Source organism: Pseudomonas sp. B111, assembly GCF_026428275.1.
GTDB classification, from domain to species: Bacteria; Pseudomonadota; Gammaproteobacteria; order Pseudomonadales; family Pseudomonadaceae; genus Pseudomonas; species Pseudomonas aeruginosa.
Genome location: NZ_CP097857.1, coordinates 5515136 through 5532061, shown reverse-complemented (window position 1 = coordinate 5532061; position 16926 = coordinate 5515136). Strand labels below are relative to the sequence as shown.

The following is a 16926-nucleotide window of genomic DNA, read 5'->3' as shown; positions in this document are numbered from 1 at the left end:
TATCATCCTCGCATAACCACGAAGCGATTATGACAATCGCGTCTTAGCCGGCGCGCGCCGCCGGCTATGTTTCTCCTCTTCTTCACCATCCCCGTTGTATGGGAGAACCCATGAACACCGCTGCCCTCCGTGAACTCATCCAGCAGGCGCACCTCAGCGAAGCCCGCCACGGTCACCTGGCTGATCTGATAGCCAGCTGCCTGCCCCGCCTGCATCGCACCATCCAGCCGCAAGGCGAGAACACGGAAGACATACTCACCCGCTTCGTCCACGCCTATGTCGAACAGGTGCCGGACCTGCTCGACGCCGCCAACAGCGTGGCCCGCGAAGCCGGCATCGAGGAACGGATCAAGCCGGTGCTGAAGGTCGCCGAGCAGTTCTTCCTCACCCCGCCGGCGTTGCTCGCCGGCCACGACGGCCTCGACGCCCTGCTCGACGAGGCCTACCTGGCGCACCGCCTGGTGGAAGAAGTGAACGACCGCTACATCGCCCACTTCGGCCAGGCGCTGATCCCGCTGGACACCACCGTGGCCAACCTGGTGGCCCACCAGTTGATCGGCGAACCGTTCGCCAATCGGCTGGACGAAGCCGTCCACCATGCGGTGGAGAACATGCTCGACGCCACCACCTTCGACGCCGACTCGGCCCGCGCCTACCGCGAGAACCTGAAGAACCCGCGGGTGGTCGCCGCCTGGCAGCAGTGGCCGTGCCTGTCGAAGCAGCTCGGGGTGGAACTCAGCCTGGGCTGACCGCCCCGCCATTGCGCGCGCCGCCCAACCCGACGCTGCCGCGCAGGCGCCCTTCCAGGCGACGCTTCAAGGCGCGCGGTTCGATCACCAGGCGCGAGCCCTGCACCGGTGCCATCCGCCCCCAATCCTCGAGCAGCTCCATGCAGGCATGGTCGACATAGCTGAGGTTATCCATCGGTACGTGCAGGGTGGTCCCCGGCTTGACCTCGTCGAGCACCCGCGACAGCGCCGGCACCTTGAGGAAAGTCGCGGCGCCGCTCAGGCGCAGCTCGGCTTCATGCTCGCCGGTGTAGCGCAGGGCGATCTTCAGCCGCGCCGCCTTCAGCACCAGCTTCAGCAGGGTCAGGGCGAAGCCCACCAGCACGCCGGTCAGCAGGTCGGTGAAGACGATGGCCAGGGCGGTGGCCGCGTACACCAGCATCGGCATCCGGCCGTAGCGAGAGAGGTTGCCGAGGGCCTTGAAATCGACCAGCTTGACCCCGGTATAGACCAGCACCCCGGCCAGGCTCGCCACCGGAATCTGCCGCAGCAGGCTGCCGAGCAGGAGGACGAAGGCGAGCAACCAGAGGCCGTGGAAGATCGCCGAGGCGCGGGTTCGCGCACCGGCGTTGACGTTGGCCGAGCTGCGTACGATCACCCCGGTCATCGGCAGCGCGCCGAGCAGGCCGCAGAGCATGTTGCCGACCCCCTGGGCGGACAACTCGCGATCCATGTCCGAGCGCGGGCCGTCGTGCAGGCGATCCACCGCCGCCGCCGAGAGCAGGGTCTCCGCACTGGCGATGAAGGCCACCACCACCGCCGCCAGCAGCAGGGAGGGATCGGCCAGGGCCAGCAGGTCGACCGGGCGTAGCCAGTCGATGGCCTCGCCGAGGTTGGCCGGTACCTCGACCCGTCGCACGTCCAGCGCCAGCCAGAGGCTGGCCAGGGTCGCCAGGCTCACGCCGAGCAGCGCGCCGGGTAGGAAGCGCAGGCGTTGCGGACGCAGCTTGTCCCAGCCCCACATCACCGCGATGGTGCCCAGCCCGAGCAGCGCCGCGTCGAGGCCGCTGTCCATGCCCAGCGAACCGAGCGCGGCGAACGCCGCCTGGGGGAATGCCAGCAGGTTGTCGAGGCCGGACGCCTTGGGCGCCAGGTCGAGCATCACGTGCAATTGCGAAAGGACGATGAGGATGCCGATGCCGGCGAGCATCCCGTATACCACCGCCGGCGAGGTGACCCGGAACCAGCAGCCCAGGCGCAGCCGCCCGGCGAGCAGCTGGATGGCGCCGGCGAGCAGCAGGATCGGCCCGAGCATGGCCACCCCGTAGGTACGCACCAGTTCGAAGACCAGCACCGCGAGGCCGGCCGCCGGGCCGCTGACCTGTAGCGGCGAGCCGGCCAGGAAGCCGACCACCAGGCCACCGACGATGCCGGTGAGCAGGCCCTTGGCCGGCGGCATCCCGGAGGCGATGGCGATGCCCATGCACAGCGGCAGGGCGACGAGGAACACCACCACGGAGGCCATCAGGTCCCGCGGCAACGTGTCCCGGAGGGACGGAAACACCTTTGAAACATGCATGGCACAGTTCTCCTGCGAATTTTTTCCACGACGAGGGAGCGACGCCAGGACCAGGCCCGGCGCCGGTTGTGTGTGCGCAGTGTGTTTTTTCTTGTAATAGCGACCCGTTCAGCCCCGGAACGGGGCTTCCCAGAGGTCGTCCATGGCAGGAACGGCGAAAGGTGACGCGAAAACGCTGTTGTTATCCGGCGGCCCGCACGGCCGCCGCTATCACGAGTTCAGGTAGCGCGGCGCGGGCGTGGCCATCGGCACCGGATGCTCGCCGTCGAGGGGCAGGAAGCGACCCTGCTTGGCGTCGTAGGCGCGGATCTGCGCACTCTCGATGTCGTACACCCAGCCGTGGATGAACAGTTGCCCGCTGGCCAGGCGCGAGGCCACCGAGGGGTGGGTGCGCAGGTGATCGAGCTGGGCCACCACGTTCTCTTCGGTGAGCACCCCGAGGGTGTCGTGGCTGGCGCCGCAGTCGCAGTTGTCCGCCACCACCGTGCGCGCCACCTCGGCGTGCCGCAGCCAGGCCTTGACCGTCGGCATGCGTTCCAGGGTCTGCGGGTCGAGCACGGCGCGCATCGCCCCGCAGTCGGAGTGGCCGCAGACGATGATGTGGTGCACGCCCAGCGCCAGCACGGCGTATTCGATGGCGGTGGAGACGCCGCCGTTCATCTGCCCGTAGGGCGGCACCACGTTGCCGACGTTGCGGGTGACGAACAGGTCGCCGGGGGAACTCTGGGTGATCAGCTCGGGAACGATGCGCGAATCCGCGCAGGTGATGAACATCGCCCGCGGCCGCTGGCTATTGGCGAGCTTCTTGAACAGCGCCTGCTGCTCGGGAAAGACCTCCCGGCGGAAATGCTGGAATCCATCGACAATCCTTTTCAATGCGTCGTCAGCGCTTTCCTGCTCTGGAGAATCGGACTTAACGCCCCGCATACGGTCTGGCATGGTTCGGAACCTCGATGAATGGATCGATTGAATTTTCCCACGTCTGCCGACGCTTTCCCCATAGGAAAAAGGCACAACAAACGCAGAGCGACCTACGTGACCGATCGGTCACTTCTGGTGCTCAACGCTAATGCCCGAAGCTTAACCATAAATTAAAAAATCCCTCTATCTCGCACGTTGCCAGCTTTTTTCACGATATTTCCAGAGGATGTCGACAGGCTATCATGGCAAACGAGTGGCATTTCCATTCGCCCCGCATAAGTGGTGAAAGGTTTCAGTCAACCGGTTGGCTACGTGCAGGGAAATTCGTCGAATGGGAAAACCCGGCGCACCGCGCCAGCGGCCATGACCTGGCCGCCCGGTGCCAGCCAGCTATCAGAACAGGTCCAGTTGGCGGCGCACCGGCGCACCGGTGGGGAACAGCGGCAGGTTCGGCACGAAGCGCGCCAGCAGGCACGCCGCAGCCATTCGCTGGCGTTGCTGGCCGTTGCGCAGGACCTGGCGGCAGCGCGCCTCGCCCAGAGGTTCGCCGAGCAGGTAGGCGCGCCCGGCGACGAAGCGCGCGCCGTTGTCACGCCACCAGGCGGAGACTCGCTCCGCCTCCGGCCAGGTAAGGTTCTCGTCGTCGTCGAGGGCGACGTTGTCGTCGTCGGGATCGTCGTTGGGGCCTGGGTCGTAGTCGGGCAAGGCCTCCAGCTCCAGGTCGAGCAACGCCAGGTCGGCGCCGGTGATCAGGCTGAAGGCCTCGCCGGCGACCCGCGCCAGACTCTCGTCGCGCATCTGCTGGATCAGCCAGGGCACCGCCACCGGATCGCCGAACAGGCCGGTGGCCTGGATGCCGATCCGCCGCGTGTCCGCCGCCTGCATCAGTTGGCGAATCCAGGCCATGCTGGTGTCACGCGGCTGCCAGGCGAGCAGCACCATGGTCGCCGGCAGCTGGAACGGGCCGGGCTGCCCGGCGAACGCACGCAATGGCCCTAACGCCTCCTCGTCGCCCATCTGCGCGGTGGCCCAGTTGGCCCAGAAGCGCAGGCTCGGGTCGTCGTGGGCGCGGTAGGCGCGGATATTCGCCATCAGGTCGCGCCGACGCAGTTCGCCGGCGGTGCGCGCGGCGCGCGCCAGCACCGCCGGGTCGGCGTGGCCAAGGGCGGACAGCAGCGCCGGCCCCGGGTCATGCCGGTGCATGCCGCAGGCGGCCAGGCCAATGGCGCGGAACAGCGGCTCGGGCGAGGCCAGCAGGCGCTCCACCCAGGGCCGCGCCTGGTCCCAGTCGAGCCAGCCGAGGGCTGCGGCGAAGAATCGCGCGCCCTCGGGAAAACGCCGTAGGTGCTCGCACAACTGGGCCAGGGCTGTACCGTTCGTGCCACGAAACACCAGTATCGCAGCGACGAAAACCTCTCCCTCGGCGTTTGTGTCCAGCGCCTTCAGCACCAGGTCCAGGCTCCTCAGTCCACCTATCTGCAACGCATCCAGATGCGCCTCAATCCGATTGTCGAGATCCAGCAGGTGCGCCAGGTCGTAGTGGGGAGCACGCACGGCATGGTCGCGCAGCCCCGCCAGAAAGCCGGCCTCCTCGACGTGCTGGTCGATGACAGCGGCGACATTCATCGTCGATCAGTTCTCCGGGCAGACATGACGCTGCCAGGTGCCGCCGTCGTAGCTGAGCACGCATTCATCGCCCACCACCCACATCACCTCGGGTTTGGCATCGATGGCGTAGTAAGCCTTCTTACCCTGCACTGGCACCTTGGTCTCACTCAGGCGCGTACCGTCGTACTCGAGCAACTGGTCGGTCGCGGTCACATAGAGCTTGCCGGCGAACTCCACCATATTCTCCAGTACCTCCGAGCACAGGTCGCGGTCGCCGATATCGGTCCAGCCGACCTGTGCGCTGCCGCGTAGCAGGATGCCGCCGGAACCGCCTATGTAGACAGTGCCATCGGCGGCGCAGTGCACGCAGTAGAGCGGCAGGTTGGTGGGCGCCGCCGATGCCTGCCAGCCCTTGCCGTCCCAATGCCAGATGGCGCCGGCATCGCCGACGGCATACACATCGTCGCGCGAAAACCCGTCTATACCGTTCAGGCAAGCGGTAACCTCGTCCCCCAGGGGGACATAAAGCCCCTGGTCGATACGCTGCCAAACGCCCTTGTTCTGCCGCAGCACCTGGTTCTGGGTGCCGCAGGCATAGAGCTCACCGTCCACCTCGCAGAGATCCATCAGGTAGACGTTGTCGATGTCCAGCGTGGCATCCGTGCTGGACTGCCCGGACGGGTGTTCACGCAACAGGCCGGCGCGTCCCAGGAAGCAGTAGTCACCTTTCTGCTGCCCGCGCCGCGGACTCCTCTGCAGGGCGCTGTAGACGACTTCGGGGATATCGTAGACGTGGAACCAGTCGTCCTGGTCGATCATCATCACCCGGGTCACGCTGGGTTCCGCGCCCTCCAGGTAGAGGTGCCCGGCGAGCAGCGCCTCTCGAGGCCCGATCGCAATGACGTTGGTGAAATAGAGGGCGGTCTCGCTCTTTGCCATGGTTCAGTTCCTATGGACGTCCCGCAGGTGCCGGCGCGGAACGCGCGGGTGGTATGACTTTTCCCGCCGCGCCCGAGGCGCGGAGGTTCGTGGCGGTGGTGCAGCCCGGCCCCTTCTTGGGCTTGGCCTTGTAGTACTGGTCGAGCTGGAAGGCGACGCACTCCTTTTCTTTTTTCGTCAGCTCGCGCGGCGGGCTCAACGCTCCCCCTGCCGAAGCAGCCGCGGTGTTGCGCGCGGTTTCGTACTTGAACGGCTTGCCTTTGTCGAAGTGGTCCAGTTCGACCGGATCGAACTTCGCGTGACAACGCTTGTGCGAGCCCTGGTGCTGGTTGCCGCGCGACACACAGATCACCGGGGCCTTGGAGTGGCTGTAGCCGGCCTTGCCGCGCATACAGCGACCAGGAATCAGGTGGTGGCCGGTCTGTGCGCCCCCGCCCGCCGTGCTAGGGCACGCCTTGCTGTAGGGCTGCAGGCGCAGGTGCTCCATGCCGGCACACTTGCCGCCCGGCTTGAAGGCCGCCTTCATCTTCGAGGTGTGCGGCCAGGTCGCGGTATTGCCGGGAGAGGGGTTGTGGTTGTGGGTGGTCAGGTCGAGATGGCGGACGACGTTCAGGCCTTCGATCTTCACGTCCATCGACCATGAAGTGAAATAGACCTTGCCGGTATTGGTACTGGTGATGATGCCTTTCTTCGGCGCACGCCCAGCCTCGTCGCCGTAGCTCTTCTTGAAGTGGCTCTTGTTTTTGAGCATCACTTCCTTGCGGGTGATCCTTACGGTCCGGCTACCTCGGGTGGTGTCCTTCGACATGCCGGTATTAGGGTAGGGGACCGGCACGCCCAACGGCGTCGGTGGTGCCTGAGGCGGCGTGAAGCAGACGTCGGGGAACGACGCTATCGATTTCCCCGAGGCCGACTTGCAGGAGAGCTCGCGGCCGTTGGCATAGACCTCGTTGGCCATCTAGTTCGCCCTCACTCGCTGGTAGCCAAGCACCACCGCGGCCCGTTCGCCAGCATCGTTACCCGAATGACAGAGTACCTGCGGGCCGTGTGCATACCCCTTGCGTGAGGCGGCAAGGGCGATGCACAGCAGCGCGGGGCCTGTCATCGCTCCGCACTCGCCGATGCAATCCGCAGGGCTCCAGAGTTCGACGCGCTCCTTGCGCACCCGCAGGGTTCGACTCAAGGCCAGCGCGGCCTCCTTGAAGTAATACTGCTCGCCGGGGAGGTCTGCCAGGCGATAGTCGACAAGTTCGTAACCGAACCCGCAGTCCGCGAACGCCGCTTTCACCGCCTGGGTGAGGCCGTCCGCCCGCAGCGGCAGGCCCTCGCTTTCGACGGTAGCCTTCTCCACCCCGAACCCCAGCCCCAGGCACAGCAATTGCGGTTCCTCGCTGGCGCACGCGGCCGTCACCAGTACCGCCGCCGCGCCTTCGCCGGGGATGAAGCCATCCTGGCAGTGGCTGCCCAGCAGCCGGTCGCGTTCCTGGTAGGCCGCCAGCGTCGCCGCGGTCAGGTAGGAATCGACTCCGGCGATCAGCACCTTCGAACACCCCTGTTCCATGAGCTTTCGCGCGTTGAGGAGCGCCACCGCGGCGCTCACCCGACCGCGCGGGATGACGCAGGAACGTTCATGGAAGCGGTAACCCAGGCGCTCTTCGATGGCCTGTAGCAAAGGCTGCTCCAACCCCGCCAGTCGTCCGGGCCGGTCGACTTCGGCAACGCCAAGCAGCAACGGCATTTCGCGAATGTCCTCGGCGGGCAATCCGGCCACACATTCGGCGATGGCCATGGCAGCCATCCCCACCAATTGCGCGTAGCCGGAGGACGGCTCGGGCAGCATCACCGGAGCGCCGACCAACCATTCGCCGCCCTGGTCGATGAAACGGGTTTCCTGGAAGTTGTCCAGGGCGCAGCGGATCGCCGCGCAGCTGGCCGGCGCGCTGAGGCCGACCGCGCTGACCATGCCGGAGGCGACGATGCTCAGGGCCTGGCTCATGCCTCGTCCTCCTCGGCCTGGCGGCTGCGTGCCAACGCGGCAAGCGAGGGGTAGTAGTCCTTGCCCAGCTCGCGGGCGCGCCACCAGGCGGCGGACTTGCTGCCGACCAGCACCTGGGCGATCTCGAACAGGTTGCGCTTCAACGGCCGGCGAATGCGCCAGGTGACTTCCACGCGACGGGCGTCGCAGTCCACCAGCAGGGTATCGATCCGTGCCTGCGCGGTTTCGTGGCCACCCTTTTTCAGGAAGAAGGTCACCGGGACCTCCCTGCGCGGCACGCGGAAGGCCGCGCGCTCCTCGCCGGTGAGGTTGAGCAGCAGGACCTCCTCGCCGCCGCGCAGATGGTCGGTCCACTGGTCGGCCGGCGCGGACTGGAAGTAGCGCTCGTCGAAGTCGGCGGGCAGGAACGGGAAGCGCTCGGCCAACCAGGCGTCGTCGTAGCGGCCGGCGAAGCCGACCCGGGCCTGCCAGTGGCGGCCGAGCGGGCCGAGCGCCATCGGCGTGAAGCGGCCGTGGGGGCTGTCCACCGGCTCGCCGAGCTTTTCCGTGGCCGGCATCGGCGTGCCGACGATCTCGGCGGTGTCGGCGCTGCGCGGAAACCAGCCACATCCGGCCGGATTGGCCATGTAGCAATCCATGAAACCGGGGTTGTCCGGCGAGGCATGGCTGCCGCCGAAGGCACTGGCGTAGGAAATGTCCTGGCGCTGGAACGGCTGCGCGACGCCCGCGCCGGCACCGAGCAATCCCGGTTCCCACTGGCGCGGCCCATGCACCGTCAGCGCCTTGCTCACCCGGCCGACGCGGATGCCCGCGGTCAACTGCTGTACCGGCCGCCCGCCGGGCGCCTGGGCGCTGCCCAGCACCAGCACATCGCAGAACGGCTTGAAGGGAACGAACTCGCACTCCCGGCGCGGCGCGGAAAGCCCCGGCTCGCCATAGAATTCATCGACCATCAGCAGCGCCTGCTGCTCGTCCAGCAGGCGCGCCTCGCGACCGTCCAGCGGCAGGTCGAAACTGCCCTTGGCGATCACCACCAGCGACTCCCGGCCTTCGGCGTCGAGCCCCTGGTTGTAGGCGGCGGCCAGCGGGGTGGCGTTCAACAGTTCCATGTCGGGCCCGCCGCGCTCAGTTGATCTGCACCGAACCGCCCTTGATCCGGTTGACCCCGGTGGAGCGGCTGGAAAGATAGGCGCCACGGATGATCACCTTGCCGGCGCGGGTCAGGGTGATGCTGGCCTTGCCGCAGCGCAGGACGATCTCGCGTTCGGCGCTGAACTCCAGGCGTTCGCCGTCCAGCCGGGCGGACGCTTCCTGCGGCAGGCGCTGGATACGCCCGATCACCAGTGGCTGGCGCGGGTCGCCGGCGACGAACAGCAAAGCCACCTGGGCGCCGATATCGGCGCGACTGAGCTGGGTGGTGGTGGCCGCCGCCAGGCCGTGCTCGCTCGGGCAACCGGGATAGGCGACCACCGGAGCGGCGGCGTCCGGCACGTCGAGGAGGACGCCGATGACCACGCCGTCCAGGCGCGCGGGAAGGGCCGTCGTGGCCCCAGGTAGATGGATCTCGACACTCATGCGCTGACTCCCTGGCTCTGCGCCGCTTCAGTTCTGGAGGATCTTGCGTCCCTTCACCACCACGTTCTTGTCGGCCTTGACGTTGATCGCCCCGGATCCGTCGATGGTGATGTTCTTGCCGCTGATGACGATGCTGCCGTCCTTCTTCATGCGGATGCTGGCGGCACCGGTGACCAGGGTGATCGAGTCGCCGGCGTTGAGCGTGAAGCTCTTGCCCACGTCCAGGCTATCGTCCTTGCCCACCGAGGTATCGCGGCCCTGGCCGACGCTGCGCGACTCGTTCTTGCCGATGCTGGTGCTCTGGTTGCCGCCTATGTCGATGGTCTCGTTGGCGCCCACCGACTCGCTGCGGTCGGCGCCGATGCTGATCGTCTCGTTGTTGCCCACCGACTCGCTACGGTTCGCGCCGATGCTGATGGTCTCGTCGTTGCCGACGTCCTCGGTGCGATTGGCACCGATGCTGATCTTCTCGTTGCTGCCGACCTTCTCGGTGCGGTCGACGCCGATGCTGATGGTCTCGTTGCTGCCGACGTCCTCGGTGCGGTTCGCGCCGATACTGATCTTCTCGTTGTTGCCGACCTTCTCGGTGCGGTCGACGCCGATGGTTATGGTCTCGTTGTTGTCCACGGTCTCGGTGCGATCGTGCTTCACATGCACCGTCTCGTCGTGGTCGATGGTCTTGGTCCGGTCGTGGCCGACCCAGTGGCTCTCGTCGTTCTCGACCTCGATGTCCTGGTTCTTCTCGGCATGGATGAACAACTGCTCGGCGCCCTTCTTGTCCTCCATGCGGATCTCGTTGAAGTTGGCCGGCGTGCCGCCCTTGCTCGAACGGCTCTTGGTGCCGCTCTGGGTAGCGTTCGCCGGCAGCTCGTAGGGCACCGTCTGCTCGGCGTTGTAGACCCGCCCGGTGATGATCGGCCGGTCCGGGTCGCCTTCGAGGAAGCTGACGATCACTTCCTGGCCGATCCGCGGGATCTGGATCGAGCCCCAGTTCTTCCCCGCCCAGGCCTGCGAGACGCGCATCCAGCAGGAGCTGTTCTCGTTGGACTGGTCGTGGCGGTCCCAGTGGAAATGCACCTTGACCCGGCCATACTGGTCGGTCCAGATCTCCTCGCCCTTGGGCCCGACCACCACCGCAGTCTGCGGGCCACGGACGATCGGCAGCGGAGTGGTCGGCAAGGGGCGGTAGGCCTGGCCGGCATCGATGCAGTCCAGCTCGCTTTCGAACTGCGCGCCCACCCCGCCGCCGCCGGTCTCGTAGAGTTCCTGGACCACCCGGTACTCGGCGCCGACCACCAGGTACTCGCGGTTCTGGTCCTCGCGCGGGTAGCCGCTGAGCTTGAACAGGTGGCCCGAACCCAGGCCGCGGGCGCGGCCGCGCAGGCGCACCCGTTCGTAGCGCGCCTGCAAGGCTTCGATACGGGTCCGCGCGTACTGCTCGCCGTCCTGGCTCTGTACGTATTCGCCAGGGTAGTCGTACAGCGGGTAGTCGGCCGCCGCATGCGAACGGGCGATATTGGAGCGCACCTCCAGGCGCGCGCCGGGGCGCTGGAAGTCGTAGTCGTTGAGGCTCAGTGAGCCGGACTGCACCTCGCGCGCCATGTGCCAGTCGTAGAAATGGTCGCGCTCGCGCTGTTCCAGGGTCGGCGGGTAGTAGGGCACGCTGGCGTAGTTCGGCGGGCTCTGGTGCGCGCCATAGGCGTCGGATAGAACCAGGATGTGCCGATTCCGCTCGTGGCGGAACCAGTAGTAGATGCCTTCCTGCTCCATCAGCCGGCTGACGAAGTCGAAACTGGTCTCGCGGTATTGCACACAGTATTCCCACTCGCGGTAGGAGCGGCTCAGGGCGTCCTCGAAGTCGGAGAAGCCGAGGTCGCGGAACACCTGCTTGATGATGTCCGGGACCTTCTGGTTCTGGAAGATGCGGCAGTCGGAGGTGCGCGTCAGCAGCCACAGCCAGGGGCGCAGGGTGACCTGGTAGCTGGCGAACTGGCCGTTGCCGGATCCCTGGCTGCAAGCGGCGACGATGCCGTGGAAATGCCGCCGGCTGCCGTCGTGCAGTTCCAGCGCCAGGCTGGCCGGCTTGCCCAGCAGCCCGTCGAGTGGCAGGTCGGGGTTTTCCGAGATCAGTTCCAGCTCGTAGGCGAACGGCCGGCCGAGCTCTTCGCGACCCTCCATTCGCTGCAATTGCAGGACCTCCGCGCCGAGCGGACTGTCGACCCGGACCAGGCGGGTCTGTTGCGCAAGTGCCATGAAATCATCCTTGATCCACGTCCATCACTGGCGCCGTTGGAGCGGCGCCACCCAAGCAGCATAGGCGCGGATGCGGTGGAAAGGGGAGATGCGTGACACAGATTCCGACGAGCGCCCCGACCGACGGTGAACAGGCAGAAGGCCATCACGAAAGGCCGCTTCGGGCCAGGAAAGCCTTGATTCGCGAGCAACATTCCGTAAAGCTTTTGTCCAGCAATGACTCACTCAGAATCCTAGGGAAGGGGTTAACACAGTGACGCTCTATCGCCTCCACGAAGCCGATCTCGAGATTCCCGATGCCTGGCAGGACCAGAGCATCAACATCTTCAAGCTCCCCGCCAGCGGCCCCGCCCGCGAAGCCAGTTTCGTCATCAGCCGCGACGCCAGCCAGGGCGACGCGCCGTTCGCCGACTATGTCGCCCGCCAACTGGAAAACGCCGAGAAGCAATTGCCCGGCTTCAAGCTGCACAAGCGCTGGGACATCAACATCCACGGCCACGCCGCCGTGCTCCTCGACTACCAGTGGCAGCGCGAGGGCCGCGACCTGATGCTGCGCCAGGTATTCATCGAGCGCCGCCCGGCGGTGCTGATCACCACCCTGACCACCACCCCGGCTGACCTGCCGCACCACGAGCCGGCCTGGAAGCAGGCGATGCAGACCCTGGTCCCGCGCCCGACCCCTAGCTGATCCGAGTACCGACGCATGGATGCGCAAGCCGCCGCCCGACTGGGCGATGAGATAGCCCACGGTTTCGGTGTCGCCGCGATGGTCGCCGGAGCCGTGGCCGGAGCCCTGATCGGCGCCGCCGTGGTCGCCGCCACCGCCGCCACCGGCGGCCTGGCCGCGGTGATCCTGGCCGGTTCGATCGCCGCCGGCGGGCTGTCGATGTTCCAGATCGTCAAGGGCCTGACCACCATCTTCGAGCTACCCGAGCCGACCACCGGGGTGCTCATACGCGGCAGCTTCAACGTCTACGTGAACAGTCGCAACGCGATGCGCGCCGGCGACGACGTCTCCGCCACCTGCAGCGGCCTGCCGCTGAACCATCCGCTGTGGCCGTTCCCGGTGCTGATCGCCGAAGGCAGCGCCACCGTGTACATCAACGGCAAGCCGGCGGCGCGCCTGCAGAGCAAGATGGTCTGCGGCGCGCACATCAAGACCGGCAGCCAGAACACCTTCATCGGCGGCCCCACCGAGCGGGTGGCCTTCGTCCTCGATCTGGAGGAATGGCTGCACACCGGCCTCGAGGCGCTGGGCCTGGCGGCCCTTGCCGGCGGCCTGCTGCTGGCGGCGATGGCCGGGGTCGCGGCGCTGGTTGGAGTGGTCGCCATCGGCGGCCTGATGATGGGCGGCATGGCCCTGCTCGGCGACCTCGGCGACCGCCTCGGTCCCGGCTACCGCGACCTGTTCCAGGGCGTGGCGGGGATGGCATTGCTGGGCTTCGGGCCGAAACTCGCCGGTCGTCGTCCGGCAGCGGTGACCTCCGAAACCGCGCAACGACGCGCCTACCTGAACAACAAGTTCGGTCGTTCCGGCAACCTCGACCACGACATCAACTACCGCGGGAATCGTGAAACCGCCGCCAAGTTCTTCAAGTCGAAGGACATCGATCCTGCCGATGCCGAGTCGTACATGAACGGCCTGGACTTCAACCATCCGGTCCGCGTGGAAACCCTCGCGCCCGGCAAGAACCTGTGGCAGTACCAGTCCCCCGGAGCGCCGCAGGGCAACTGGTATACACTCAGCCCGCGCGTGCAGCCCACGGAGCTGGGAATCAACCCCATGGGCACCAACCGGGCGGCGAACACCATCGAACCCAAGGTCCTCAACTCCTACAGGACGACCCAGAAGGTCGAGGTTCTGCGCAGCACCGCTGCGCCGACCGATGACTTCTGGTCGGTAAAGGGACAGTCCTATCCCGCCAAAGGCGGCGCGCAACAACTGTTCTCCAACGAGAAAGGCTCCTTCGGTCTGCTTCCCCGGGAGGGATCATGACACCCATCGAATACATCGACCGCGCTCTGGCGCTGGTCGCCGACCGGCTGGCCCGCTATCCGGGATACGAGGTCCTGCTGTCCGCGGAAAAGCAGTTGCAGTACATCAGGTCCGTCCTGCTCGACCGCAGCCTGGATCGTTCCGCACTGCACCAGTTGACCCTCGGCAGCATCGCCGTGAAGGAATTCGACGAAACCGACCCGGAACTCTCCAGGGCCCTCAAGGACGCCTACTACGTCGGCATACGCACTGGCCGCGGCCTGAAGGTCGATCTGCCGTGAGCGATACGCCCGCTGAGGTCTGCGAAAACCTCCTGGCACGGGCACTCACCAATGACGATCTGGTCGCGTTCCTCGTCGGCGAGCAGCCCTATTTCATCGAAAGCCATAGCGGCGAAGAGGAACCGCAGGACGTGTGCCGGGCCATCGAGCGCTGCTTGTTGCCATGCTGGCAAAGCGGTCGTTTTCCCTACCTTCCCCGCCGCTTCGCCGACGCCCTGCTGAAGATCCTCGCCACCTATCCCGATCGCAACCGGGCGATCTACGTCGCCCAGAACTGGATCTGGTACTACCGCTTCTGCCTGTCGAAGAAACGCGCGAATCCGCAGGGCCCCTACGGTAATCTGTTCGAGGTCGACCTCGGCGCCGTCGCGGTCGCGCTGAAGCGGCAGCTCGAGGCGAACAAGGACGAACTGATCCGCGACACCCGCTGGGCGGGCGCTACCTGGAACAGCAGCAACGGCCTGTGGGGTCCGTTCTTGCGCACATCCACGACGGTACGCGACAAACTCGACGGGCCGGATTTCGTTCCCGACACCCCGTGAGGCACGGACGCTGACGCCAGCCGAACGAACCAGCGAGAAGCAACCGATGAATCTGCAAACCTACCTGGTCAGCCGCGAGCACGTCTTCAGCATCGGTATCGAGACCGACTCCGGCCAGCACTACCTGTCCTTCCCGGTGGGCAACCGCCTGGTGGACTACGAGGAGTACTACCGGATCGATGCCGACGACTTCGCCCGCTACCTCCGCGACATGGGTTCGGCGCTGGAGTTCGTCGAACGCTGCCGACGCCGGCAAATGGACCATCTGCTGCTGGTCGCACCCGGCAACGACCGCGGCAGCGCGCTGTAGCGGCGATGGGCATGCACAAGGGCGAAGCCTTCGCCAGTCGGGACATCTACCTCGACTACGATTTCGAGGCGGTCACCTACCGCTGGGACCACCGCACCGCGCTGATCTACGTGCGCTTCTACGGCACAGCGGAATGCCCGGAGCCGGTGGCGTATCACAACCGGCTGTTCAACGACGCGTTGCGCTTCGGCCGGGAGATCAGCCGCGAGGAATATGAACGCGGCTTTCCCTTCCGCTAAGCAGCCTCAGCCCTTCGCCGGCGGCGGAAACATCGCCTGTACCTGGCCGTCGATGGTGCCCTGCACGCCCTTGCCCTTGGCGTCGACCTCGCTGGCACCGCCGGAATTGAGGTCGAGGCGGCCGCCGGTGTCGATGTTGCCGTTGCCGCTGGCGTAGAGGTTGAAGGCGCTGCCGGAGATATTGATGGTGCCGTCGGCGTTGAACTCCACCACGCTCTTGCCGCAGACCAGGCGGATCTGCGCGCCGGCCTCGATCAGGTAGGTGCCGGTGACGCTGTCGCTCTTCGCCCCGCCCACCAACAGGGTGTCGTTGAGCTTCACCGCGCGGGTGCGGTTGTTGCCGATGCGCGCCAGCTCGTCGTGGCCGATGCTCTTGTTGCGGTCGTGGCCGACCGACAGCGAGGCATCGTTCTCGACCAGGTTATCCTGGTTGCGCTCGGCGTGGATGTATAACTGCTCGGCGCCCTTCTTGTCCTCCATGCGGATCTCGTTGAAGTTGGCCGGCGTGCCGCCCTTGCTCGAACGGCTCTTCATCCCGCTCTGGGTGGCGTTCGCCGGCAGCTCGTAGGGCACCGTCTGCTCGGCGTTGTAGACCCGCCCGGTGATGATCGGCCGGTCCGGGTCGCCTTCGAGGAAGCTGACGATCACTTCCTGGCCGATCCGCGGGATCTGCATCGAACCCCAGTTCTTCCCGGCCCAGGCCTGGGACACGCGAATCCAGCAGGAGCTGTTCTCGTTCGACTGGTCGTGGCGATCCCAGTGGAAATGCACCTTGACCCGGCCGTACTGGTCGGTCCAGATCTCCTCGCCCTTGGGACCGACCACCACCGCGGTCTGCGGACCGCGCACCACCGGCACCGGGGTCTGCGGCAGGAGGCGGAACGACTGGCTGGCGTCGATGCAGTCCAGCTCGCTCTCGAACTGCGAGCCGGCGCCGCCGCTGCCGGTTTCGTAGAGTTCCTGGACCACCCGGTATTCGGCGCCGACCACCAGGTACTCGCGGTTCTGGTCATCGCGCGGATAGCCGCTCAGGCGGAACAGGTGCCCGGCACCGATCCCACGCACCACGCCGCGCAGACGCACGCGCTCGTGCTGCGCCTGGATCGCCTCGATGCGGTTGCGCGCGTACTGCTCGCCGTCCTGGCTCTGCACGTATTCGCCGGGATAGTCGTACAGCGGGTAGTCGGCCGCCGCGTGCGGCCGGGCGATGTTCGAACGCACCTCCAGGCGCGCGCCGGGGCGCTGGAAGTCGTAGTCGTTGAGGGTCAGCGAACCGGGCTGGACCTCGCGTGCCATCTGCCAGTCGAAGAAGTGGTCGCGCTCGCGATGGCCGAGGGTCGGCGGGTAGTACGGCACGCTGGCGTAGCCACCCGGGCTGCGATGCGCGCCGTAGGCGTCGGAGAGCACCAGGATGTGGCGCTTCTGCTCATGGCGGAACCAGTAGTAGATGCCCTCCTGTTCCATCAGCCGGCTGATGAAGTCGAAGCTGGTCTCGCGGTACTGCACGCAGTATTCCCACTCGCGGTAGGGGCGCGTGAGGGCATCCTCGAAATCGGAAAAGCCGAGGTCGCGGAACACCTGCTTGATGATCTCCGGCACGCTCTGGTTCTGGAAGATGCGGCAGTCCGAGGTGCGCGTCAGCAGCCACGGCCAGGGCCGCAGGGTGGCCTGGTAGCCGGCGAACTGGCCGTGCCCGGCCACCTGGCTACAGCGCGCGACGATACCGTGAAAGAAGCGCCGGCTGCCGCCGGGCAGCTCCAGCGACAGGCTCATCGGCTTGCCGAGCAACTGCTCCAGCGGCAGGTTGGGATTTTCCGATACCAGGTGCAGCTCGTAGGCGAACAGCCGTCCCAGTTCCTCGCGTCCCTCCATGCGCTGCAACAGCAGCACGTCCGGCCCCAGCGGGCAATCCACCTGGACCAGGCGGGTCAGTTGCATCAATCCCATCGACGGTTCCTT

Annotated in this window: 17 protein-coding genes; 7 read left to right on the top strand and 10 right to left on the bottom strand. The window is 66.5% G+C overall.

Going from position 1 to position 16926, the window contains the following annotated elements; translation table 11 throughout:
- Nucleotides 1-110: 110 nt before the first annotated feature.
- Nucleotides 111-749 carry a hypothetical protein gene (locus M6E97_RS25585; RefSeq protein WP_016254346.1) on the top strand — a complete coding sequence of 213 codons (639 nt, stop codon included), beginning with the start codon at nt 111-113 and terminating at the stop codon, nt 747-749.
- On the opposite strand, the gene M6E97_RS25580 is transcribed toward M6E97_RS25585, so the two are convergent.
- From M6E97_RS25580 to vgrG1b, 9 genes are all read right to left on the bottom strand, one after another.
- On the bottom strand, nt 736-2307 hold the full coding sequence (locus tag M6E97_RS25580) for a SulP family inorganic anion transporter (RefSeq protein ID WP_003136999.1): 1572 nt from the start codon (nt 2305-2307) through the stop codon (nt 736-738). The genes M6E97_RS25585 and M6E97_RS25580 overlap by 14 nt on opposite strands.
- A gap of 210 nt (nt 2308-2517) precedes the next feature.
- Nucleotides 2518-3246, bottom strand: coding sequence for a carbonic anhydrase (locus tag M6E97_RS25575; RefSeq protein ID WP_003083701.1), 729 nt, complete (start codon nt 3244-3246; stop codon nt 2518-2520).
- A gap of 375 nt (nt 3247-3621) precedes the next feature.
- Nucleotides 3622-4854, bottom strand: a complete 1233-nt coding sequence (locus M6E97_RS25570; RefSeq protein ID WP_033938669.1) for a TIGR02270 family protein — start codon at nt 4852-4854, stop codon at nt 3622-3624.
- A gap of 6 nt (nt 4855-4860) precedes the next feature.
- On the bottom strand, nt 4861-5775 hold the full coding sequence (locus tag M6E97_RS25565; protein WP_034005128.1) for a WD40/YVTN/BNR-like repeat-containing protein: 915 nt from the start codon (nt 5773-5775) through the stop codon (nt 4861-4863).
- Between the two features lie 10 nt (nt 5776-5785).
- The gene (locus M6E97_RS25560; protein WP_003123791.1) at nt 5786-6733 is read right to left on the bottom strand and encodes a DUF4150 domain-containing protein; all 948 of its coding nucleotides are present in this window, start codon (nt 6731-6733) and stop codon (nt 5786-5788) included.
- Nucleotides 6734-7771, bottom strand: coding sequence for a 3-oxoacyl-ACP synthase (locus tag M6E97_RS25555; protein WP_019485458.1), 1038 nt, complete (start codon nt 7769-7771; stop codon nt 6734-6736). It lies immediately after the preceding gene.
- Complete coding sequence (locus tag M6E97_RS25550; RefSeq protein WP_023094295.1) at nt 7768-8880, bottom strand: DUF2169 family type VI secretion system accessory protein; 1113 nt, start codon at nt 8878-8880, stop codon at nt 7768-7770. Before M6E97_RS25550 ends, M6E97_RS25555 begins: the two co-directional genes overlap by 4 nt.
- A 16-nt stretch (nt 8881-8896) precedes the next feature.
- On the bottom strand, nt 8897-9346 hold the full coding sequence (locus tag M6E97_RS25545) for a DUF6484 domain-containing protein (protein WP_003083695.1): 450 nt from the start codon (nt 9344-9346) through the stop codon (nt 8897-8899).
- Nucleotides 9347-9373: 27 nt separating this feature from the next.
- Nucleotides 9374-11599, bottom strand: a complete 2226-nt coding sequence (vgrG1b, locus tag M6E97_RS25540) for a type VI secretion system spike protein VgrG1b (protein WP_033938670.1) — start codon at nt 11597-11599, stop codon at nt 9374-9376.
- 253 nt (nt 11600-11852) lie between these two features.
- Between vgrG1b and eagT6 the strand changes: the two genes are divergently transcribed.
- The 6 genes from eagT6 to M6E97_RS25510 are packed head-to-tail and all read left to right on the top strand — an operon-like array spanning nt 11853 to nt 14967.
- Nucleotides 11853-12287 carry a type VI secretion system effector EagT6 gene (gene eagT6 / locus M6E97_RS25535; protein WP_003083692.1) on the top strand — a complete coding sequence of 145 codons (435 nt, stop codon included), beginning with the start codon at nt 11853-11855 and terminating at the stop codon, nt 12285-12287.
- Between the two features lie 15 nt (nt 12288-12302).
- Nucleotides 12303-13595 carry an NAD(P)+ glycohydrolase Tse6 gene (tse6, locus tag M6E97_RS25530; protein ID WP_003115074.1) on the top strand — a complete coding sequence of 431 codons (1293 nt, stop codon included), beginning with the start codon at nt 12303-12305 and terminating at the stop codon, nt 13593-13595.
- Nucleotides 13592-13876, top strand: coding sequence for an immunity protein Tsi6 family protein (locus tag M6E97_RS25525; RefSeq protein ID WP_003128272.1), 285 nt, complete (start codon nt 13592-13594; stop codon nt 13874-13876). The genes tse6 and M6E97_RS25525 overlap by 4 nt, the downstream gene beginning before the upstream one ends.
- The gene (locus M6E97_RS25520; RefSeq protein ID WP_033938671.1) at nt 13873-14418 is read left to right on the top strand and encodes a hypothetical protein; all 546 of its coding nucleotides are present in this window, start codon (nt 13873-13875) and stop codon (nt 14416-14418) included. Before M6E97_RS25525 ends, M6E97_RS25520 begins: the two co-directional genes overlap by 4 nt.
- 46 nt (nt 14419-14464) lie before the next feature.
- Nucleotides 14465-14728: a hypothetical protein gene (locus tag M6E97_RS25515; protein WP_003123786.1), complete on the top strand. Its 264-nt coding sequence runs from the start codon at nt 14465-14467 to the stop codon at nt 14726-14728.
- An 11-nt stretch (nt 14729-14739) separates the two neighbouring features.
- A complete protein-coding gene (locus M6E97_RS25510; protein ID WP_269326411.1) occupies nt 14740-14967 on the top strand; it encodes a hypothetical protein in 228 nt (75 codons plus the stop codon).
- A gap of 6 nt (nt 14968-14973) precedes the next feature.
- On the opposite strand, the gene vgrG1a is transcribed toward M6E97_RS25510, so the two are convergent.
- Nucleotides 14974-16905, bottom strand: a complete 1932-nt coding sequence (vgrG1a, locus tag M6E97_RS25505) for a type VI secretion system spike protein VgrG1a (RefSeq protein WP_003142374.1) — start codon at nt 16903-16905, stop codon at nt 14974-14976.
- Nucleotides 16906-16926: the final 21 nt, after the last annotated feature.